This window comes from Saccharospirillum sp. MSK14-1 (genome assembly GCF_003054965.1).
Classification (GTDB): domain Bacteria; phylum Pseudomonadota; class Gammaproteobacteria; order Pseudomonadales; family Natronospirillaceae; genus Saccharospirillum.
This window is the reverse complement of record NZ_MIES01000006.1, coordinates 103,173-124,372: the sequence shown is the minus strand read 5'-3', so window position 1 is coordinate 124,372 and position 21,200 is coordinate 103,173. Positions and strand designations below refer to the sequence as shown.

The following is a 21,200-nucleotide window of genomic DNA, read 5'->3' as shown; positions in this document are numbered from 1 at the left end:
TGACCGTTGACCGACGCTCAAGAACCGCGTCGGTCAACTTCTGGAGTCTGTGATGAAGCGCTTTCTAACAGGAGCGCGGGCGTTGAGCGATGGCGTTAATACCGCCGCCATCGCGGTGTGCATTTTCTGTGTGCTGGCGATGCTCGCCATATCCTTTACCGGTTTTCTCTACACCCTGTTCACGGGCGGCGCGCTGAGCTGGACCTATTCATTGGCGCGATTGTTTTTGCCCTGGATCGGTTTGCTGTCGTCCACCGTGGCGCTGCATTCGGGTGAGCACGTTGCCATGACGCTGTTGATGCGCGTGTTGCCCGACTGGGGCGTGCGCATTGCTGCGGGTTTATCGATGGCGATTCTGGCGTTGTTTGGCCTGGCGCTTGTTGTGTATGGCTGGGACTTTTTCAGTAGCGCCCGGCAGATTTATATGGTCTCCGACAGCATTCAGGTGTCGTACAAATTCACCACCATCGCCGTGCCGATTACCGGTGTGATCATCCTCTTGCATCTGGCGCAGGGCTTTTCGCTGCTCGAGCATTATCTCGATGAAGACGAACTGATTGATTCTGCGTTGGATGATGCCGAACAGGAGGGCGTGTGATGGCGGTCGCGCTGATAGTTTTTGTGTTGATTTTATTAATCGGTGCACCGGTGGCGATTGTGATGGCCGTCTCCGGTATGGCCGGTTCGTTTATGCTCGGTGGCGAACGCATGATTGGCATTGTCGCCGATCGGATGTTTTCCGGCGTGTCCGGTTACATGCTGATTGCGGTGCCATATTTTATTTTCACCGCCGAGTTAATGAACCAGGGCGGTTTGACGCGCAAACTCATTGCCTTCAATAACGCCTTGCTCGGTCGCGTGCGTGGTGCGTTATCGCACGTCAATGTGACGGTTTCCTTATTCTTTGCCGGGCTTACCGGTGCGGCGATTACCGATACCGTGGCCATTGGCAAGATCATGATTCCGGAGATGAAAAAGCAGGGTTATGACGCCGATTACGCGGCGGCCATTACCGCCTGTTCATCCATCATCGGACCGATCATTCCACCCAGCGTGGTGATGGTGGTGTACGCCTCCATGCTGCGCGATATTTCCGTTATCGATTTGTTTGCCGGCGGCATTATTCCCGGCGTGTTGATGGCGGCGGTTTTGCTCGGCACCAGTCTGGTGTTGTCCTTTAAACGCGGTTATCCGCGGCAGCCGGGGCAGTCGATTAAGGTAGCGTTGATTGCGTTTTTGACCGCGCTGCCCGCCTTATTTGTGCCGGTGATTATTCTCGGCGGTATTTTGACGGGCGCTACGACCATTACCGAAGCGTCCGGTTTTGCCACCGTCTATGCCTTGGCGATTGGTTTTCTGCTGTACCGCAATCTGACCTGGCGCAAGGTGCTGGAATCTTTGGTGACCACGGTGCGTTTATCCGGCGTGGTGTTTTTCCTGTTGGCGACTTCGGCCGTGCTCAGTTGGTTTGTAACCCGTTCGGGTATTGCGCGCGACGCCGCCGAAATTATCACCGCCATTTCTGATGTGGCCATCATTCAGATTTTGCTGGTCTGTGTGTTATTGATTTTGCTGGGCACGGTGATGGATGTGTTGCCTGCTCTGGTGGTGGTTGCACCGGTCATTGTACCGGCCATGGTACGGCTGGGGTTTGATCCGCTGCATTTTGCCATCGTCATGATTGTTACTCTGAACGTTGCCAATGCGACGCCGCCGGTGGGCATGACATTAATGACGGCAGCGCGCATCGCCAAGGTGCCGTACGAGCGCGCTATTGTGGCCAGCTGGCCGTTTTATCTGGCGTTTCTGGTGGTCATCGTGTTGCTGGCGCAGTTTCCGTTGTTGTCGACCTGGATACCGTCCCTGCTGGATTAATGGAGTCTAAGATGCAGTGCTTTTATTCCCCGCGCCAGGCGGACCACTCGCCCGATACCTTTTTATTGCGTGGCGAACCGGCGCCGTCGCCCGAGCAAAGTACACGCGCCGATGTGTTACTGGCCGCACTCGACGACGCCGGCCTTGCGGTTGAGCAACTCGATGGTCAAGGGTCGGCGGCATTGGCGCAACGTTTGGCCTTGGTGCATCAGCCGCGTTATCTGACGTTTTTGAAAACCATCCAGCAGCGTTGGGGTGAACTGCCCGGCGCGCCACAGCGTGTGGCTCCGAACGTTCATCCGACGTCTTCTGCTCAGCATTACCCGAGCCATCCGGTCGGCCAGGCCGGTTGGCATCTGCACGATATGGCGTGTCCGTTAGGGCCGACCAGCTATGACGGCATTGTCGCCAGCGCCGCGACGGCTGAACGCGCCGCTGAGGCCGTGTTGCTGGATGCATCCCAACGCAGCTATGCCTTGTGTCGTCCGCCGGGTCATCATGCCGGGCCGGAACGTGCCGGTGGTTTCTGTTTTTTAAACAATGCCGCGCTGGCAGCATCGGTGTTGCGTGAACGCTTTGCGCGTGTGGCGATTGTCGATGTCGATCTGCATCACGGTAACGGCACGCAGGACATTTTTTATGCGCGCAACGATGTCTGGACCGGTTCGGTTCACGCCGACCCGGATGGCTTTTATCCGTTTTTCTGGGGCACCGCCGCTGAAACCGGTGAAGGCGCGGGTGAAGGTTTTAATCGGAATGTGCCATTGCCGGTTGGTGCCGACGGCGATGCCTTTATGGCTGGACTGGAAACCCTGCTCGACGGCTTCGGAAAATTTAATGCCGAAGCGGTGGTTATCGCGCTGGGACTGGACGCCCATCAGGATGATCCGTTGGCGGGCATGAGCTTAACCACGGCAGACTTTACCCGCGTCGGCAAACGCCTGGCGCAACTGACACAGCCGATGGTGGTGGTTCAGGAGGGCGGCTATCCGACGCCCGCACTGGGCGCCAACCTGAGTGCTTTTTTAACCGGCCTGAATGGCTGACTTTTTTAATGTAACGATCCATAAGGAAACACCATGAGCATTCAATATCACAAGCCGGGCGCCCGCATGTGCCAAGTCACAGTCCACAACGGCACCCTCTATCTGGCCGGGCAGGTCGCTGCCGATTCGAGCGCTGACACCGCCGGGCAAACACAGCAGATTCTGGAGCAAATTGACGCCCTTCTGGCCGAAGCCGGTTCGGATAAATCGCACCTGTTAGCGGCCACCATCTGGGTCACCGATATGGCCAATTTCGACGCCATGAACGCCGCCTGGGATGCCTGGGTGGCGCCGGGTCGTCCGCCGGTTCGCGCCTGCGTAGAAGCTAAATTGGCCAAGCCTGAATGGCTGGTCGAAATCATGGTGACCGCTGCCGCTAAGGAGTAAGGCATGGATATTCTGTCGTCGCAGGCCGTGGCGACGGCTTTGCCCTGGGCGGCGTTGGTGGACCGGTTGGACACCACCTTTCGTCAGGGCATTGAAGCGCCACCGCGTCATCACCACGCCATCGACCGCCCCGACGGTGAGGCGACCATGTTGCTGATGCCCGCCTGGGAGCCGGATGGGTATATCGGCATGAAAATGGTGAATGTTTTTCCCCAAAATTCCGATCGCGGTCTGCCAGCCATTTCCGGTTTGTATCTGCTGTGCGATGGCGACACCGGTCAGCCATTGGCCTGTATGGACGGCAGCGAACTGACGCGTCGTCGTACCGCAGCAGCTTCGGCGTTGGCCGCGCGTTATCTGGCGCGCGAGTCGGCTGACAGTCTGGTGGTGGTAGGCACCGGCCGATTAGCGCCGATGCTGATTGAAGCCCACGCGGCGGTGCGCCCGATTCGGCGCGTGCGCATCTGGGGGCGCAATGTTGATAAGGCCAACGCCCTGGCCGATGAATACCGTCATTACCGCGGTGGCTTACAGGCGTTTGAGTCGGTTGAAGCAACCGAGAATCTGGCGAGCGCCGTGAGTGAGGCATCGCTGGTCAGTTGCGCCACCTTGTCGACCGAACCGCTGGTGCATGGCGATTGGCTGCAAGCGGGTACTCACCTTGATCTGGTCGGTGCGTTTCGTCAGTCGATGCGTGAAACCGATGCCGCCTGCATTGCTGGCCGCGAGGTCTTTGTCGATACCTACGCCGGTGCGCAGGGTGAGGCGGGCGACTTGCATTTTGCGCAACGCGAAAGTGATTTTGTGTTTGCCGATGTCCGCGCCGACTTGGCGGAACTCACACGCGAGCAGCATCCGGGACGCGGCCATGACGAGGCCATTACGGTCTTTAAATCGGTGGGCGCTTCGCTGGAAGATTTGGCCGCCGCGATCGAAGTCTGGCAGCAGGTTAAAGCGGCCAATTGAACAGGCATTAAGATGAAGGTAGTTGTGATTGGCGCCGGAGTTACCGGCGTAACCCTGGCCTGGGAACTGTGTCAGCGTGGCCACGACGTCACCGTGATTGAAGCCCTGAGTGAATCCGGTTTGGAAACCAGCCGTGCGAACGCCGCCCAGCGTTCTTACGGGGCGGTTTATCCCTGGGCCTCACCGGCACTGATGACGCTGGCGCTGCGCACGTTATTCAGCAAGCGCGGTGCGTTCAAACTGGCGTTGCCGCCGAGCCCGGAAACCATCGCCTTTTTGTTGCGGACCCTCAAAAATGCCGTGACGCCCGGTCGCTTCGATGCCAATCGTGAGGCGATGTTGCGGTTGGCTGAAGACAGCCGGTTACGGTTTCTGGAATTGCAGGATCAGCTGGGTGAGGCCTTAGTGTTCGATGGCGAGCACGAAGGGGTGCTGGAGTTGGCGAGCACACACCAGGAACGTGAGCGCCTCGGTGGCGATACCGCCATGCTGACGCGGTTGGGCATTGAGCACGAACTGCTCGACGCCGAAGGTGTGCGACGTTATGAACCGGCGCTGGCGAATGACGCGCCGCTGGCGGGTGGCCTGCGTCTTTCCACTGACGGCACGGGCGATTGTCATCAATTCACTCAGTCGCTGGCCGCTGCGGCCGCCGCGGCCGGTGTGACCTTCCGATACAACCAGGCGGTGACGGAGCTGGGCGTTGAGAACAACCGGGTGACGTCGGTGCTGCTCGACTCCAACGAACGGCTGTCCACCGATGCGGTGGCACTGTGTGCTGGTTTTGCCAGCCGGGTGCTGGCGCGGTCGGTGGGCCTGGCCGCGCCGATCTATCCGGTTAAGGGGTATTCCATGACACTGCCCCTGATTGACGCTCAGCACGGGCCGCGCTCGACAGTGCTCGATGATCGTTACAAGGTGGTCTGCACCCGCCTGGGTGATCGCGTTCGCGTCAGTGGCTTTGTGGAATTGGCGGGTCTTGATCGGCACTTGCCGCCCGCGCGGTTTGAGGTGCTGCAACAGGCGCTGCACAGTCGTTTTCCCGGCGCCACCGCGGGCCAGGTAGAGCAAGCCTGGGCCGGTTTCCGACCCATGACACCCGACGGACCGCCGCTGCTCGGCGCCAGCCCAGACGGTCGTCTACCCAATCTTTTCTTTAATACCGGACACGGCACCTTCGGCTGGACCTTGTCCGCCGGGTCCGCCCAATGGGTGGCCCGGCTGATGGACGGCGATGCCTTGCCCGACTATGTGAAGGGCTTTCAGGTGGGTCGTTAATCGGTCGCTGGGTTGTGCTGATTGGTATATCTAAGAAATACCAATTGGGTTTTATTCAAAATAAATGACGGTTAAGTCGCGAATTAATCGACATTTTGGTAACAGACTGAACAGCGGCACTTGCTTTTAAGGTAGCTTAATGGTGTCCTTTCGCGCTTTGAAATTGCCTAAACGTATACGGTGATTGTGTGCCCGCTGTTCAGCTCTCCCTGGTTGTGCCCACTTATAACGAAGTTGAGAACGTCCCGGTCTTGGTGCAGCGCTTGCGCCAGACGCTGTCCGAGTACCGCTGGGAAGTCATCTTTGTCGATGACGACTCACCCGATGGCACGCTGGCGGCGATTCAGGAACTGGCAGAGCGTGATGAGCGCATTCGCTACATCAGTCGGCAAGGGCAGCGTGGCCTGAATTCTGCCTGTAAAGAAGGCGTGATGGCGGCGCGCGGCGAGTGCGTGGCGATCATGGACGCCGACTTGCAGCACGACGAACGCATTCTGCCGGACTTGTTGGCGCAAGCCGCGCAGCACGATGTGGTGGTCGCCAGTCGATACAGTGGTACCGGGGGTGTTTCGAATTGGTCCCGGCTGCGTTTGCTGGTCAGCCGGTCAGCCACCTTTATCAGCCGACTCTTTATTCGTCATTCATTGAGTGATCCGATGAGCGGCTTTTTCCTCATGCGCGGAGAATTTGCGCGTCGGCACATTGAGCAAGTCGGCAGTGACGGTTTTAAAATTCTGCTCGAACTGGTGGCCAGAGCGCCGCGACACACTCGTATTGCCGAAGTGCCTTACGTGTTTCGTTCCCGGGTTGCGGGCGAGAGCAAACTCGACAGTCGTGTGGCGCTCCAGTTACTCGAATTTTTGTTCAAGCATCGCTTTGGCGAACGCTTTCCTTTTGCCATCTGTCTCTATGCTCTTGTCGGCGCCATGGGTGTGGCCGTACACCTGAGTGTGTTGTGGTTGCTGTTCCAGGTATTGGCTATGGATTTCCGATTGTCTCAGGCTGTTGCGATTGTTATCGCGATGCTCGGCAATTTTCACCTCAATGATTGGCTGACGTTCGCGAATCATCCGCGTCGGCATCGGCGTTATGTCAAAGCGCTGTTGTCTTATGGCCTGGTCTGCTCCATGGGGGCCGGTCTGAGTTATCTGGTGTCGGTGTTTCTGTTTTCGCATGATGCCCAATGGTGGCTGGCCAGTTTCTCTGGCATTATTGCGGGCTTTTTTTGGAACTATCAGGCGTCGAGATTATGGGTTTGGTGTCGCGTATAACATCAAAGTTGGGCCAGCAGGTATGGCCTGGCAGTGACCTGGGAATTGCGCTGCTGTTGTTCATGGCAAGCAATGTACTGGTCTATTCTGTTGTGTTGATTGGCTCGGGTTTTCTGCCCATTGAACTGCCCAGTTTTTCCGGTTTCTGTCTGTCAGATTGTCTGTGGTATGCCGATCTTGCCTCGGGCGGCTACGCCGACGGCAGCACCGATACCAACTTGCTCCGCTACGCAAACTGGGCGTTTTTTCCGTTGTTGCCGATGCTGGCGCGCGGCTTGGTAACTGTGCTGCCGATCAGTGCTGAAACGGCGCTGATACTGTTGGGTAAGTTGTTTCTGCTGGGAAATATTTACGCCTTTATCAAACTGCTTAGGCACTATCATCCCGATGTACAGCCGCAGTGGGCTGGCGCCTTGGTTGCGCTGAATCCTTTCGTTATTTATATGCACGCCGGCTATACCGAGTCGTTGTATTTTCTGCTGTTGACGCTGTCATTTATTGCCTTGCAGCGCGGTTACTGGTGGTCGGGTGCAATAGGGGCCTTACTGTCAGCCACTCGGGTGGTGGGGGTGTTTTTTGCGTTGCCCTATTTGTTGCTGGCTTGGCAGCGTCGGGATAAGCAACAGTGGTTGAGTCGCCGCAATCTGAACTGGCTGCTGGGACTGATGTTGATACCCTTGGGACTGGCGCTATTTATGATGTTTCTGGATCAACAGATTGGTGATCCGCTGGCCTTTAAGTCGGTACAGATATTCTGGAGACGCACGCTGCAAAATCCGTTCAGCGTTCTTATTGATGGCTTTCGCGGTTTTGAATCCGGTTATTACTCGCTGACGGCGGTGCTGGGAATGATCTCAATTATGGTGCTGATTTATTGTCGGCAATACGCTCTGGCACTGTTTATGATTCCGGCCCTTTTTTTGCCATTGATGACCGGCCTGACGTCGATGCCGCGTTTTGTTTTTTGGCAGCCGCCGTTTCTGGTGGCGCTCTATTTTGTCTTTTATCGTCTACACCGCCTCTGGCCGATATACTTTGCGGCCAGCGGCTTGTGGATCGCGATCTTAGCTCTAGCGTGGTTTGTGCCTAGTGCGGTATTTAGATACTAATTTTTTGCGCTGTATGGCCGTTGTCATATTGGCGACTTTTTATCTGTGGCTGGGTTGGCGCATCCTCGTGGCGACGCCGGACCCTGTCTATCAGGCATGGGTGGAAAACGAGGTAGAGCAGGTTCGGAAGGAACGCCTTGCCGCCAGAACTCGATCGGAATGACCCGGTTGAGTTCTGGCGGCTGCCGCTGTCAGAACGACACCAGCGTCCACACCCCAAAGCCGATAAAGAGCGCACAGGCGAACAGATGAGCGGCGCGTACCGGTAGCCGTTGCATTACCCAGTTACCCGCAAAAATTACCGGTAAGTTGGCGGCCAGCATGCCGGCGGTGGTGCCCAGTGTGACCCAGAAAATGGACTGATATTGCGCCGCCAGAATAACGGTCGCGATCTGTGTCTTGTCGCCGATTTCGGCCAGGAAAAATAACACCAGGGTTGCCAGGAAAGGTCCCCAGCGTTCGACGCTGCCGGTATCGGTGTCGTCTTTATCGGGAATCAGAATCCACAGGCCGACAGCGATAAAACTCAGTCCGATCAGCCAAGGCCCCCAGTCGGCCGGAATCCAGCCAACCAGCCAGTCGCCAAGCCAGGCCGAGATGCCATGGTTGATCAGGGTGGCGACCAGAATGCCCAGGGTAATAGCGCTACGCGCGCGAAAACGCGTGATCAACAGCAGTGTCAGCAGTTGGGTTTTGTCGCCGATTTCGGCAAGGGTAACGACCAGGGTTGAGCTCAGTAGTGCGTCCAAGAACGGTCCTTAGGGGCGGGATGAAAACCGATAAGGCAAACCAGGCAGTCCCGCCCGGTTCCGCCTCGTTTGCCTTAGGTCTCATCAAGCCAGCCGGGAGGCTGGTTGCGACGACCATGAGCTGTGGCTCAATTATGTTGACCGCCGCGCCGGTGGGGATGGAACAATACCGGCCGATTACTCCCCCAAGACGGCGAGCAGTTTAGTGACTCGATTGACGCGAGGCAAGACTCAGTTCATGCCCAGATGATCCGCCAGCGTGGACCCACTGTAGTCGCTGCGGAACAGGCCGCGCTCGACCAGCGCTGGCACCACCTGATCGAGAAAACGGTTCAACGATTCGTTGCTGCCGCCGGGCAGGGCGATGATGCCGTCCGCTGCGCCGGCTTCGAAACGCTCAACGATTTCCGTTACCGCATCGTCCGGGGTTCCCACCACCAGCCAGTGTGCCGACCCCATCACTTCAGGGCGGCGAATCAGCTCATCCAGCGTTGGCGATTCGCGCTCAATCAATCGATAAACCAGTTCGGTGTGTGTCCGGCTGCGCACCCTGTGTGGCGGTGTCGGCAGCATGGCCAGGGTGATGGGTTGGTCGTCTGCCAGGCCGCTCAATTCCATGTCCAGTAGCCCTTCGGCTTTGGCGAGCAGGCGGGCGCGTTCGGTGTCGGCGTGGGTGGCCTGAAACAGCTCACGCGCCTGGTCACGGGTGTCGGCCAGATAGCAGCTAAAACCGGGCATGACGCGCACCGAATCGGCTGACCGTCCCTGCGCCAGGGCGCGGGCGCGCAGGTCGTTACGCAACTCAATACCCGCGTCGATGTCGGGTGTGGCGGCGAAGGTGGCGTCGGCGATGCGCGCTGCGAACTGGCGGCCAATGTCCGACGCGCCGGCCTGAAACAGCGGGATAGAAGCACCGGCGGCCGGAGTATTTAACGGCCCTTCGACCTGACAATAGTCGCCGTGATGATTGATCGGCTGTATGCGCTGGCGGTCGGCAAACTGGCCGCTGGCACGATCAAACCGCAGCGCTTCGGCCGGATAGCTGTTCCAGAGTTGACGCACTACCGCAGTAAACTCTTCGGCCTGAGCGTAGCGTTGCTCGGCGGGCGGCATGTCGTTGAGCCCGAAATTGCGTTGGCCGTCGAGGGAGGTCACTACGTTCCAACCGATGCGACCGCCGCTGAGCCAGTTCAGAGACTGCAGTTGGCGCGCCACCACGTAAGGCGGATAAAAGGTGGTGGAAGCGGTCGTCACCAGCCCAATACGCTGCGTTTCGCGCGCCAGGCTGGCAATCAGAATGCTCGGGTCGAGGCTGCTGAAACCCGGGCCGGTTGCGGTCATTGCCGGGTCGAGGAAGAGGGTGTCGGGACGGAACAAAAAATCCAGTTTGGCGGCTTCGGCGCGCCGGGCCACATCGATATAGAAGTCGCTGCCAAACAGCCCTTCAACCTGACTGTCGGCGCGTCGCCAGGCGCTGCCGCTGAGCCAGGTGGCGGCAAGGGACAAACCGACATGCAGGTGTCGGGTGGTGGTCATCGGGAAGCTCCTGTGCTGGCTGAGTCGTTGGAACGCTGCTGTCGAAAAGCGTCAATTGATAAACGGAAATGTTATCATTTAAATTCGCATTCCAGGTTGCGCCGTGTCAGTCGCACGGTGGATCGGTCCGTTTCAGGTCATTTTTTCGACAAGGTTGTTTTATGAACATGATTGCCCGCTTGTGTGTGTTATTCGGTGCGCTGGCGCCTCTCGTTGGCCAGGCCGATACGGCAGGATGGCCGCGTGAATTTATCAATGCCGATGGCTCCACGACGGTCATTGCCCAAGCGCCTGAGCGCATTCTGTCGACCTCGGTCACCATCAGCGGCACCTTACTGGCGATCGATGCGCCGATGATCGCCAGCGCCACGACACCCAACGGTGATTTTTTCGGTCAGTGGGCCGACGTGGCCGAAGAACGCCACCTGCAAGCGTTGTGGCCGGCGGGTCGTTTGGATCTGGAAGCGGCTTATGCGGTAGCGCCGGATTTGATTGTGGTGTCGCGTAATGGCGGTGATTCCGCGCTGGAAAACAAAGCACAACTGGAGGCGATTGCGCCGGTGATCGTGCTCGATTACGGCGATCAAACCTGGCAAAGCCTGGCGCGCCGTCTGGGCGAAGCAACCGGTCTGGAGGCTCAAGTCGAACAACGAATAGACGGTTTCGATGCCTATGTGGCGCGCAGCCGTGAACAGATGAACTTGCCAGCCACGACCGCCAATCTCATCAGCTATAACGGCCCGGGCATGTCCAATCCCATTGCCACGGTTGAGGCACCTCAGGCGCGGTTGTTACACGCCTTGGGGTTTGAAATTGAAGCACCGGATCCCGACTGGCACAGCCGCAGCAATCGGGACAGTAACGATTTTGTCTGGGCGCAGTACGAGCACTTAACACAACTGACCGCACCGGCGAGCTTTTTGATTCGCGCCGAAGCGGACCGCGCCGAAGATTTTTTGAACGATCCGGTGCTGGCCAATCTGCCATCGGTTCAGGCCGGTCAGGTCTATGGTCTGGGCATTCATTCGTTTCGCATCGATTATTACAGCGCCCGCAAAGTGGTGGACGGTCTGGTTGAGCAGTTTGGCCAGGCTGAGCGTTGATGTCGGTTGGCGCGTCGACCGTCACCCTTGAGCGATCGCCCCGGCGACTGTGGGGTTTGGTGGCTCTGGTGTTACTCACTGCACTGGCGGCGCTGGCCAGCCTGTTTATCGGCAGCCGGCCGATCCCGGTGGCGGTGACGCTGGATGCGTTGCTCGCTTACGACCCCTCCAACAGCGCTCATTTGTTAGTGCATCATCTGCGCGTGCCGCGCACTTTGTTGGCGTTGGTGGTCGGTGCTGCTCTGGGTGTCGCCGGTGCGTTGATGCAGGGGCTGACGCGTAACCCACTGGCCGACCCGGGTCTGTTCGGCGTCAATGCCGGTGCCACCACGGCCATCGTGGCTGCGATTGCTTTTTTCGGAGTTGATTCGGTGTCGGCCTACACCAGCTTTGGTTTGATCGGCGCCGCGCTGGCCGCGCTGGCGGTCTATCGCCTGGGTGGCGTTGGCGGTGGTTTGAATCCGGTGCGGGTGGTGCTGGCGGGCGCGGCCATCACCGTGGTGCTGTTGGCGATTACCCATTTGATCACTCTTAATTCCGACGTCCAGGTGTTCGACCGTTTCCGGCACTGGGCGGTCGGCTCACTGCAAGGGCGTGGGCAATCGGTGTTGCTGCCGATCACGCTGCTGGTGGTGCTGGGTTTGGCGCTGTCGCTGACGCTGGCGCGGGCACTCGATACGGTGGCGCTGGGCGAAGACCTGGGGCGCTCACTGGGCGTGCACCCGGTGCTGGTGCGTTCGCTGGCCGCGCTGGCGATTGTGGTGCTGGCCGGTGCGGCAACCGCCGCCGCCGGGCCGATCAGCTTTATCGGGCTGACGGCGCCACATCTGGCGCGTTTTATCGTCGGCCCGGAGCATCGTTGGTTGTTGCCTTATGCTCTGGTCATCGCGGCCCTCTTGGTGGTGATGGCCGATGTGCTTGGCCGCGTCATTGGCTATCCCGGTGAAATTGGCGTTGGCATTATGGTGGCGCTGCTCGGCGGGCCCTTCTTTGTCGTTTTGGTGCGCCGTTGGCGGTTGGTGCAGCTATGAAACCGATCGCTGATTTACCGGAACTGCCGTTCGCTACCCGTTTGTGGCGCTGGCGGCACTGGTCGTTGCGGGTGTCGTTGCCCGCGCTGGTGGTCGCCGTGGCGTTATCGCTGGTGTTGATGCTGGCGATGTTGGCAAGCCTGGTGATGGGCACGCTGGATATTGGTCTGGCTGAGCTGTTGGCCATTCTCGGTGGTCGCGCTGAGAATCCGCTGTATCACCACATCGTGCTGAACATTCGACTGCCGCGCGCGGTGACCGCACTTTTTGTGGGCGCTGCGTTGGGGGCGTCCGGTGCTGTCTTTCAATCGATTTCCCGTAACGCCTTGGGTTCGCCCGATGTGATCGGTTTTACCACCGGTTCGGCGACCGGCGCCATTGCGCAGATTGTTTTGTTTGGTGGCGGTGCTCTGTCGGTGGCTGTTGCGGCAGTGGCCGGTGGTGTGCTGACGGCGATAGTGGTGTACGGCTTATCGGTCCGCGGAGGGCAGGCCGGTGGTTACCGCTTGATTCTGACCGGCATCGGCGTTGGCGCGGTGCTGGCGGCGTTGAACAACCTGATGCTGGTGAAAGGCGATCTCGACGATGCCGTCGCGGCCAACCTGTGGCTGGCCGGCTCGCTCGACGCCCGTACCTGGCAACAGGCAATTCCTGTGGCGCTCGGGGTGGTGGTGTTGGTGCCGCTGTGCATCGTCGGCGCGCGGGCTTTGGCGCTGATGGAAATGGGCGATGATGCAGCTGCTCAGCTGGGTGTCAGTGTTGAGCGCCAGCGCCGGGCGCTGTTGTTCTACGCCGTGGTGCTGGCGGCATTGGCCACCGGCGCGGCAGGGCCGATTGCCTTTGTTGCGCTGGCCGCGCCGCAATTGGTGCGTCGTCTGGTGCCGTACACTGGCCTGGCGGTGATGAATTCAGCCTTGATGGGCGCCACCTTAATGCTGGTGGGTGATGTGCTGACCCGACTGTTGCCCTTTAATCTGACGCTGCCGATTGGACGGGTAACCGGCATTGTCGGTGGCGTTTATCTGATTGTGTTGCTGGCGCGAGCGCGTCGGCTGTAATTGCCAAGGAGTTGTTGTGACGATTACTCAATCGACGCAGGCGCAAGGTCGCTTGCAAGCCCAAAACGTCACCCTGGGTTATGACGGTCGCCAGGTCAGTGAACAGTTGAACCTGACCGTGCCGGATGGACGGTTCAGCGTCATCGTCGGACCCAACGGCTGTGGCAAATCGACCTTGTTGCGCAGTCTGGGCCGATTGCTGAAACCGCAGCAAGGCCAGGTGTTGCTCGATGGCGCTGATATGAATCGCTTGCCCACCAAGGCACTGGCGCGCGAGCTGGGTTTATTGCCGCAAGGCGCTCAGGCGCCGGACGGCTTGCGCGTGGTCGATCTGGTAGCTCGTGGACGCTATCCGCATCAGCAACTGTTGCGTCAGTGGAGCGCACAGGATCACGCAGCCGTGGCCGAAGCCATGCGCTTAACCGATGTGCTGGAGTTGGCCGATCGCGAAGTCGACCAGCTGTCGGGCGGGCAACGTCAGCGCGTCTGGATTGCCATGGTGTTGGCGCAACAAACACCGTTGTTGTTGCTCGACGAACCGACCACCTATCTGGACCTGGCGCATCAATTGGAAGTGCTGGATTTATTGCGCGAATTGAATCGCCTTAACGGCCATACCCTGGTGGCGGTGTTGCACGATCTGAATCAGGCCTGTCGTTATGCCGACCATCTGATCGCCATGCGTGAGGGTCGCATCGTCGCCGAAGGCGCACCGCGTGAGTTGATGACCGAACAACTCGTGGCCGAGGTGTTCGGTCTGGATTGCCTGATCATCGACGACCCGGTCAGCGGTACACCCATGGTCATACCGCGTGGCCGGGCCGGCTAGTCGTTAAAGATTGGTCACTAAAGACGGCAGCCAGATAACGATGCTCGGGAACGCCAGTAACACGGCGATGGTAATGACATCGGCCACGAAAAATGGTGTCACGCCACGGAACACGTCCTGAACGCTGATGTCTTTGCGCACCCCGGCCACCACGAAGCAGTTCAGACCAATCGGCGGCGTGATCAGACACAGCTCCGCCATCTTCACCACGATGATGCCGAACCAGACCGCGCAGGCGGTGCCCGAAAGCCCAAAGGCGGAGTCGGCGGCGGCCACATCCGCACCGCCGTTCAGTGCCATGACCGCCGGGAAGACCACGGGCAAGGTGAGCAATAACATGCCGATGGCGTCCATAAACATGCCCAGCACCGCGTAGGCGCAAAGAATCATGATCAGCGTCAGCATCGGGCTGTGTTCCAAACTGGAAATCCAGTCGGCAAAGGCATCGGGCAGGCTGGCAAAACCGAGAAAGCGCACGTAAATCAGCACGCCCCAGATGATGGTAAAAATCATCACCGTGAGCTTGGCGGATTCAACCAGGGCACTGCCCAGTTCGCGCGCTTTCATGCCGCGCCAGAGCGCGAACAACAGCACCACAAAGGCACCCAGTGAACCGGCTTCGGTCGGCGTACCGACGCCACCGTAGATGCAGAAAATAATGATGAAGACGACGAAGAAAATCGGAAACGCGCCAGGCAGGCTTTCCAGTCTTTCCTTCACACTGTAACGCCGGGTCGGTGGACCAAAGTTCGGCCGGGTCAGCGCCAGAAAAATCACCAGCGCGCCATAGATGACCGCCGAGACCGCACCAGGAATAAAGCCCGCCATCAGCAGCGTGCCCACGTCCTGTTCGACGATGATGGCGTAGATCACCAGAATTGCCGACGGCGGAATCAAGGACGCCAGCGTACCACCGGCGGCAACCACGCCTGCGGCAAAGCGTTTGTCGTAACCTTCTTTGAGCATCTCGGGGATGGCGATGCGCGCAAATACCGCGGAGGTCGCTACCGAGGCACCGGAGACCGCCGCAAAACCGGCCGTGGCGAAGACCGTTGCCACACCCAGTCCGCCGGGCAGCCAGCCCACCCAGCGCTTGGCCGCTTCAAATAAGGTGCGCGTCATACCGGCGTGATACGCCAGATAACCGATCAGAATAAAAGCCGGAATCAACGACAACGACAACGTCGTCGCCTTGGCGTGAGGAATGGTACCGGCCATTTGCAATGCGACCAGAAAGCCGCGCTCGAACCCCATGCGTGCGGAGAAAATCCACAGCAAACCGAGAAAACCGGCAATGGCCGCAGCAAAGGCAACACGTACGCCGATGATGACCATCAACAGTAAAAAGCCGGACACATAAAGCCCGATGGACAGAGAGTCTTGGCTGGTAAAGAAATCAGCGATCATCGTCGTTCTCCTTAACCAGACCTTCCAAGGATTCGGCTTCACGCTGCGCGACCGTCGCGGCGTCTTCGATCAGCGGCACGGCCACGGGTTTGTCACTGCCGGTGCGCAAAGCGCGGGCATAACCCCAAAGTTGCAACAGCAACCGCAGTGACAGCAACGTCAGCATGACCGGCACCACCAACTTGGCAGGCCAGGTAGGCAGACCGATGTCGATGGACGAATCGCCGTTGGTGTAGGCGCGCAGAAAATGCAGATAACTGCCGTAAGCCAGGATGATGGAGATGGCCAACATCAGCAGCACCGAGGTGAATTCGGCCAGCCACAGGCGACGACCTTTGAGCGCGCCGATGACCAAATCCATGCGGATGTGACCGCCCAGACGCTGGCAATAGGCAATGCCGAAAAAGGCGAACACCGCCATCAGCTGCTCGACCCAATCGATGTAACCGCGCAGCGGCATATTAAACAGCCAGCGGCCGAGCACGTTGGCGACGGCCACAAACACCAGCGCCAGAATGACGGCGCCGCCGACCAGCGTCAGCGCCGTCTCCAGACGGTAAAACAGCCGATCCATCCGGCTGAGCAAAGACGCATCGGTCAAGACGGTTGAGGAACCGGCCATGCGAATCTCCTAACGAATAAGGCGGGGCCGGATGGCCCCGGGATAACGAAGTGACTAAGCCGTGGCTCAGTTTTCGAGAGTGTCGATCACCAGTTGATACAGCTCTTCCGCCGGCAGACCACGACCGTTCATTTCCTCGATCCAGGCATCGGCAGCCGGGCCTGCAACCTGTTCGCGGAAGTTGTTCAGGGCCGCATCGGAGAAGGTGACTTGCTCAATGTCGTACTCTTCGAGTGTCGGCCACCAGCGCGACATCGTCTGTTCATTGTAGAACCCGATGTAGTAATCCAGCGCTTCATCGACGCTGCTGAGCAGCGCATCGCGGTTGGCCTCGCTGAGACTGTTCAGGGCGTCGGTGTTGACGACGACCGGGCAGTTCACGGTGCCGGGGTTCAGGTTGGTGGTCCACCAGTCAGCGGCGGCAACGGTGCCAAATGACATATGAGCGTGTGGCGCGAACGACGCTGCGGAAATCACCCCTGAATCCATCGCCTGGCGCACTTCGGTGGCCGACATTGACGTCGGCACTGCACCGACGGCCTCCATGGCGGCCCCGATGCCACCAGTGGCGCGTACGCGCAGGCCGTCAAAGTCGTCGAGGCTCGATGGCGCGTTACCTTCACCGACGATGTTGTACTGCGGCAGCGGCGACGGCATCAGCAAGGTCGCGTTCCAACGCGCCAGGTCAGCCTGCACTGCGGGGTGGTTGTAAACCGCCATGGATACTTCGACTTCCTGTTCCAGCGAATTCACGCCGAGAAATGGCAGTTCCAGCACGGTGATGGATGGGTTTTTGTCCGGATGATAGCCGGCGCAGAATTGCGCCATCTGGAAGGCACCAAAGGAAATACCGTCCAGGTTTTCGCGGTTGTTGGACAGACCGCCGTAAGACAGGTTCAGGGTGAAATCGCCATTGGTCTTGGCCTCGACCAGCTCGGCGATTTTTTCCACGTGCTCGGTGAACGCACGGCGCTGACCCCAGAGTGAGACATCCCACTGGGTGGCGGCTTGGGCGGTACCGGCGACGATGGAAACTGAAAGGGCAGCGGCGAGCGCTGACCGACGCGTTGCGAGAGACATAGTGTGCTCCTGTTTTTTTGTTGTTGTAGACAGCGGTTAATCGCTGTCCGGGCTGAGCCAGAACCACTAGAGCAAGGGGTGTGCCATGGAGGGTGTGCGCGTTATACAGGCGTTAGCGGGCGGTCGGGGCGCAAGATGCGCAAAAATCCGCCGATGGGGGTGGCGCTCATCGGCGGATTTTTGCTGATCAGTCCGCGGCTTTGGCGCTGTCGACAAAGTCGTCGCGTTTCAGACCGTATTTCTGCATCTTTTGGTTCAGCGTACGCCGGGGCAGGTCGAGCACATCCATCACCGTTTTGATGTTGCCCTTGTGATGACTCAACTCCGCGCTGATCAGCGCTTTTTCCACCTGTTCCAGGCGTTCACTCAGCGAGCCTTCAGCGCGCCAGGTATCGGCCCGGTTGGAAGAGCCCAGTTGCAGCAGTTCCTGCACCGACACCTGATTAAAGGCGCGCGTCAGCAAGAAGCGTTCGGCGGTGTGTTTGAGTTCGCGCACGTTGCCGGGCCAGTCGTGCAATTCAAGAGCGACCAGGTCGTCGTAATCAAGGGTCGGTTCGTCCAGATGGTTTGCCGTCGCAGCCTGATGCAGAAAATGCCCAAACAACAGCGGAATATCGGCGCGGCGTTCGCGCAGCGGTGGTAGTTGAATGTCGGCCACCATCAAGCGGTAGTAGAGGTCTTCGCGAAAGCGTCCGTCGTTGGCGGCCAGGCGTAAGTCTTCCTTGGTCGCAGACAATACGCGGATGTTCAACGGCTTGGCTTTGCGCGCGCCCACGGGCGTGACTTCGCGTTCCTGCAGCACCCGCAGCAATTTAATTTGAAACGCCATGGGCATGCTTTCAATTTCATCGAGGAACAGCGTGCCTTCGTTGGCCGCTTCGAAAATGCCGGGGCGTTTTTGCGTCGCGCCGGTAAAAGCGCCGGCTTCGTGACCGAAGAGTTCGCTTTCCAACAGATTCTCCGGCACCGCTGCCACGTTGACGGCAATAAACGGCTGGTCACGGCGCGCGCTGAGTTGATGCAGGCTGCGCGCCACCAGTTCTTTGCCGGTGCCGGTTTCGCCGCTGATGATGATGTCGGCATTGACCTGCGCCAGGGCGGTGATCTGGCGGCGCAGTGTGACGATGCTGTCGGACTGGCCGATCAGGGTGTGAGTCAGGGCGTTGTCGTCGGCCGGCGTTTGTTGTGGCCGAGTGGCCAGCGTTACACGGCGTTGTTCGCCTGCGCGCTCGACTAAATCGACCAGTCGCTCCGGTTTATAGGGCTTTTCCAGAAAGTCGTAAGCGCCAAGTTTCATCGCTTCCACCGCCTGGGCCACGCCGCCGTGACCGGTGATCAGAATCACCGGAATGGTCGGATCGACCGCCTTGAGCAGACTCATGCCATCCATGCCCGGCATCTTGATGTCGCTGACCACCACACCGTCGAAATCGGCGCTCAGCAGCGGCAGTGCCTCGCGGGCGTCGCTGAAAGTATCGACCTGGATATTGGCCAGCGATAACCACTGCTCCAGCGATTCGAGCACCGCCGGATCGTCATCGATAATGACAGTGCGTAAGGTTTCGCTCATGACAGGTGCTCCGGGTCGATCAGGCTGGTGGCAGGAAAGGCGAGCACAAAACGGGTGCCGACACCCAGTTCACTGTGCACGCTCAGGTCGGCGCCCAGATCCTGCGCCAGACTGTAGCTGATGGCCAAACCCAGGCCGAGACCATCGCCGCTGTCTTTGGTGGAGTAGAACGGTTCGAAGACCCGGCCCTGGCTGTCATTATCGAGCCCTGGGCCGTTGTCCTGAATGCTCAGTTGCAAGGGCCAGTCGTGGTTGTCGGTGTGCTGCAGTTGAATGTGAACGCGGCCGTCGTTGTGGTCGCGCAAGGCATCGAGGGCGTTGGCCAGGAGGTTAACCAGAATCTGCTCCAGCGCCATGGCGTTTGCCTGAACGCGCCACTGAGGATCGATGTCCAGCTCACAATGGACGGCGCTGTCGTCAAACCGTGCGGCCAGCACATCCAGCGCATAGAGCACCGGTGCCTGGATGGAGACCGGTGCGCTGCCGCTGTTACGCTTACCGGCGAAGACACGCAGCTGACGCGACAAGCGCGACAAGCGGTCGACCAGGCCTTCAATGCGCCCCAGATTGCCATCAACATCCTCATGGCGGCCGCGCTGTAACAGCAACCGGCTGGAGGCGGTGTAATTGCCCAGCGCGGTAATGGGCTGGTTGATTTCGTGTGCAATGGCCGCCGACATCCGTCCCAGCGCCGCCAGTTTTTGATTCTGTGCCAGCGCTGCCTGGGCTTGTTGCAGATCGTGAGTGCGCGCCTCGACGCGGGCTTCCAGTTCGGCGTTGGCGTCCTGCAAGGCTTGCTGGGCGGCGGTGAGCTCGGTGATGTCCTGCACCGTCAGAATGTATTCGTCGTGCTGTTCAAAGCGAATCGGATTGAGGGTGTAGAGCAGCGGAAAACGGCTGCCATCGCGGCGAATCCCTTCAGCGCGACACGGGCCATGGCCAGCCATCTCGGGTTGCCAGGGCTGGATCAGTTGCTCTGGTCGCAGCGCGGATTCGTCATCGTCTAAGTGAAAAAACTGGCGTGCGGGTTCGTTGACGAACAGAACTTCGAAGCGAGTGTCGAGGTTGAGCAGGCCAGCGTCACTGTTTTGGATGATGGCGCGTTGGTGATGTTCGCGTTCAGCGGTCAGGCGTACCAGCGCTTGCTGAGCAGCGGAGCGGCGATGGCGTTCGCGGTAATAGAGCGCACCACCGGCGGCAGCGGCGCATAACAGCAACGCCAGAAACTGTTTCAGCCGGACTTGATGTTGAATGCTGGCCAGCGGCAGACGCAGGTGCATTTGCCAGGGAAAGTTGGCCAGATCGGCGGCGAAGGCAACTTGACGCCCGGCATCGGCCAGGTCGAACACCGCCCAGCTGGCCAGGCTGGTATCTTCCACTTCGGTCAGGGGTTGAACGGGTTCGGTGCCGTATTGCCGGGTTTGTGCCAGACGGATGCGATGCTCGTCAGACAGCGGGCGCGTCGCTCGGTAATGCCAGCGCGGTGATGACGACAGAAAAATAATGCCTTCACGGTCGGTCACCCAGACGGCGTCGCCCGATTCTGCCCACGACTGTTCCAGCGGTTCCAGGTCGATCTTGACCACCACAACGCCCACCAACTGATCGCCGGAATCGGACACCGGCGCTGACAAAAACAAACCGGGTTTGCCGGAGGTGGCGCCGACAGCAAAATAGAAACCGGTCTGGCCGCTGATGGCTTGGCGGAAGTAAGGGCGATAACCGTAGTTATTGCCGACAAAACTGGTGGGTGTGCGGTGGTTGCTGGACCAGTGAGTCAGGCCCTGGGTGTCCATCAGATAAATCTGATCCGATCCGGCCTGGCGGTTGATCTCGGCGAGCAGGTCGGAGGTTTGCAAGTGTTCATCCAGCGGGTCGGCCAATGGCTGGTTGCGCAACGCCCGCACAATACGGGGGTCCGAGGCGAGAATGCGCGGCAGATAGAGGTGTCGGTCGATGGTTGCCTGCAGCGACGTTCGGTATGCACCGAGGCGTTGCAGGGCGTCGTCGGCGCTTTGTTGCAGCTGCTGACGCATCAGCCAGCGGTCGCTGAGCAACAGCAGCAGCATCGCCAGAATAAAGGCGCTGGCGAGCCAGAACGGCAGGCGAGGCAGCGTCAGATGACGGGATAAACGCTCGGAGGAAGAAGCCGGCAGAGTCATTGTTGTTGTTCTTTATGGGTTTTATTCAGGGGGCAGTTTGATCTGCCGAGCACCGATGGTACCCGATTCACCCCGGCCACGGACAGTTTGGAACGGCCATAAAAAAAACCGGCCCTGGGGC

The 21,200-nt window shown here is 59.3% G+C and carries 19 protein-coding genes; 12 read left to right on the top strand and 7 right to left on the bottom strand.

The genetic code is table 11. The features are described from left to right. The first annotated feature begins 52 nt into the window (after positions 1–52). From BGP77_RS02065 to BGP77_RS02030, 8 genes are all read left to right on the top strand, one after another. Complete coding sequence (locus BGP77_RS02065) at positions 53–598, top strand: TRAP transporter small permease (protein WP_233252275.1); 546 nt, start codon at positions 53–55, stop codon at positions 596–598. Continuing rightward, a complete protein-coding gene (locus BGP77_RS02060) occupies positions 598–1,875 on the top strand; it encodes a TRAP transporter large permease (RefSeq protein ID WP_108163080.1) in 1,278 nt (425 codons plus the stop codon). The genes BGP77_RS02065 and BGP77_RS02060 overlap by 1 nt, the downstream gene beginning before the upstream one ends. Before the next feature lie 11 nt (positions 1,876–1,886). Then, positions 1,887–2,921: a histone deacetylase family protein gene (locus BGP77_RS02055; protein ID WP_108163079.1), complete on the top strand. Its 1,035-nt coding sequence runs from the start codon at positions 1,887–1,889 to the stop codon at positions 2,919–2,921. Positions 2,922–2,954: 33 nt separating this feature from the next. After that, positions 2,955–3,308: a RidA family protein gene (locus BGP77_RS02050; RefSeq protein WP_108163078.1), complete on the top strand. Its 354-nt coding sequence runs from the start codon at positions 2,955–2,957 to the stop codon at positions 3,306–3,308. 3 nt (positions 3,309–3,311) lie between these two features. Next, the gene (locus BGP77_RS02045) at positions 3,312–4,274 is read left to right on the top strand and encodes an ornithine cyclodeaminase family protein (protein ID WP_108163077.1); all 963 of its coding nucleotides are present in this window, start codon (positions 3,312–3,314) and stop codon (positions 4,272–4,274) included. 12 nt (positions 4,275–4,286) lie between these two features. Continuing rightward, on the top strand, positions 4,287–5,552 hold the full coding sequence (locus tag BGP77_RS02040) for a D-amino acid dehydrogenase (protein ID WP_108163076.1): 1,266 nt from the start codon (positions 4,287–4,289) through the stop codon (positions 5,550–5,552). 188 nt (positions 5,553–5,740) lie between these two features. Further along, positions 5,741–6,823, top strand: a complete 1,083-nt coding sequence (locus BGP77_RS02035; protein ID WP_108163075.1) for a glycosyltransferase family 2 protein — start codon at positions 5,741–5,743, stop codon at positions 6,821–6,823. Next, positions 6,802–7,932 (top strand): hypothetical protein, encoded by a 1,131-nt coding sequence (locus tag BGP77_RS02030; protein WP_108163074.1) that lies wholly within the window; start codon positions 6,802–6,804, stop codon positions 7,930–7,932. The genes BGP77_RS02035 and BGP77_RS02030 overlap by 22 nt, the downstream gene beginning before the upstream one ends. Positions 7,933–8,123: 191 nt before the next feature. Here the strand turns inward: BGP77_RS02030 and BGP77_RS02025 are convergent, their stop codons facing one another. Further along, positions 8,124–8,681, bottom strand: coding sequence for a TMEM165/GDT1 family protein (locus tag BGP77_RS02025; RefSeq protein WP_108163073.1), 558 nt, complete (start codon positions 8,679–8,681; stop codon positions 8,124–8,126). A 231-nt stretch (positions 8,682–8,912) separates the two neighbouring features. Then, positions 8,913–10,217, bottom strand: a complete 1,305-nt coding sequence (locus tag BGP77_RS02020) for an NtaA/DmoA family FMN-dependent monooxygenase (protein ID WP_108163072.1) — start codon at positions 10,215–10,217, stop codon at positions 8,913–8,915. Between the two features lie 161 nt (positions 10,218–10,378). On the opposite strand from BGP77_RS02020, the gene fepB reads away from it, so the two are divergent. Genes fepB through BGP77_RS02000 form a run of 4 tightly spaced genes read left to right on the top strand, consistent with a single transcriptional unit; the run spans position 10,379 to position 14,238 of the window. Further along, positions 10,379–11,320: a Fe2+-enterobactin ABC transporter substrate-binding protein gene (fepB, locus tag BGP77_RS02015; protein WP_108163174.1), complete on the top strand. Its 942-nt coding sequence runs from the start codon at positions 10,379–10,381 to the stop codon at positions 11,318–11,320. After that, positions 11,320–12,351: an iron ABC transporter permease gene (locus BGP77_RS02010; RefSeq protein ID WP_108163071.1), complete on the top strand. Its 1,032-nt coding sequence runs from the start codon at positions 11,320–11,322 to the stop codon at positions 12,349–12,351. The genes fepB and BGP77_RS02010 overlap by 1 nt, the downstream gene beginning before the upstream one ends. Continuing rightward, entirely contained in the window at positions 12,348–13,409 is a 1,062-nt protein-coding gene (locus BGP77_RS02005; protein ID WP_108163070.1) for an iron chelate uptake ABC transporter family permease subunit, read from the top strand. The genes BGP77_RS02010 and BGP77_RS02005 overlap by 4 nt, the downstream gene beginning before the upstream one ends. A gap of 16 nt (positions 13,410–13,425) precedes the next feature. After that, positions 13,426–14,238: an ABC transporter ATP-binding protein gene (locus BGP77_RS02000; RefSeq protein ID WP_199224169.1), complete on the top strand. Its 813-nt coding sequence runs from the start codon at positions 13,426–13,428 to the stop codon at positions 14,236–14,238. Between the two features lie 3 nt (positions 14,239–14,241). Here the strand turns inward: BGP77_RS02000 and BGP77_RS01995 are convergent, their stop codons facing one another. From BGP77_RS01995 to BGP77_RS01975, 5 genes are all read right to left on the bottom strand, one after another. Further along, positions 14,242–15,645, bottom strand: coding sequence for a TRAP transporter large permease (locus BGP77_RS01995; RefSeq protein ID WP_108163069.1), 1,404 nt, complete (start codon positions 15,643–15,645; stop codon positions 14,242–14,244). Further along, positions 15,635–16,267 (bottom strand): TRAP transporter small permease subunit, encoded by a 633-nt coding sequence (locus tag BGP77_RS01990; RefSeq protein WP_108163068.1) that lies wholly within the window; start codon positions 16,265–16,267, stop codon positions 15,635–15,637. The genes BGP77_RS01995 and BGP77_RS01990 overlap by 11 nt, the downstream gene beginning before the upstream one ends. Before the next feature lie 66 nt (positions 16,268–16,333). Beyond that, entirely contained in the window at positions 16,334–17,347 is a 1,014-nt protein-coding gene (locus tag BGP77_RS01985) for a C4-dicarboxylate TRAP transporter substrate-binding protein (RefSeq protein ID WP_108163067.1), read from the bottom strand. A 187-nt stretch (positions 17,348–17,534) separates the two neighbouring features. Continuing rightward, a complete protein-coding gene (locus BGP77_RS01980) occupies positions 17,535–18,917 on the bottom strand; it encodes a sigma-54 dependent transcriptional regulator (protein WP_108163066.1) in 1,383 nt (460 codons plus the stop codon). Beyond that, entirely contained in the window at positions 18,914–21,079 is a 2,166-nt protein-coding gene (locus BGP77_RS01975; protein ID WP_108163065.1) for an ATP-binding protein, read from the bottom strand. Before BGP77_RS01975 ends, BGP77_RS01980 begins: the two co-directional genes overlap by 4 nt. Positions 21,080–21,200: the final 121 nt, after the last annotated feature.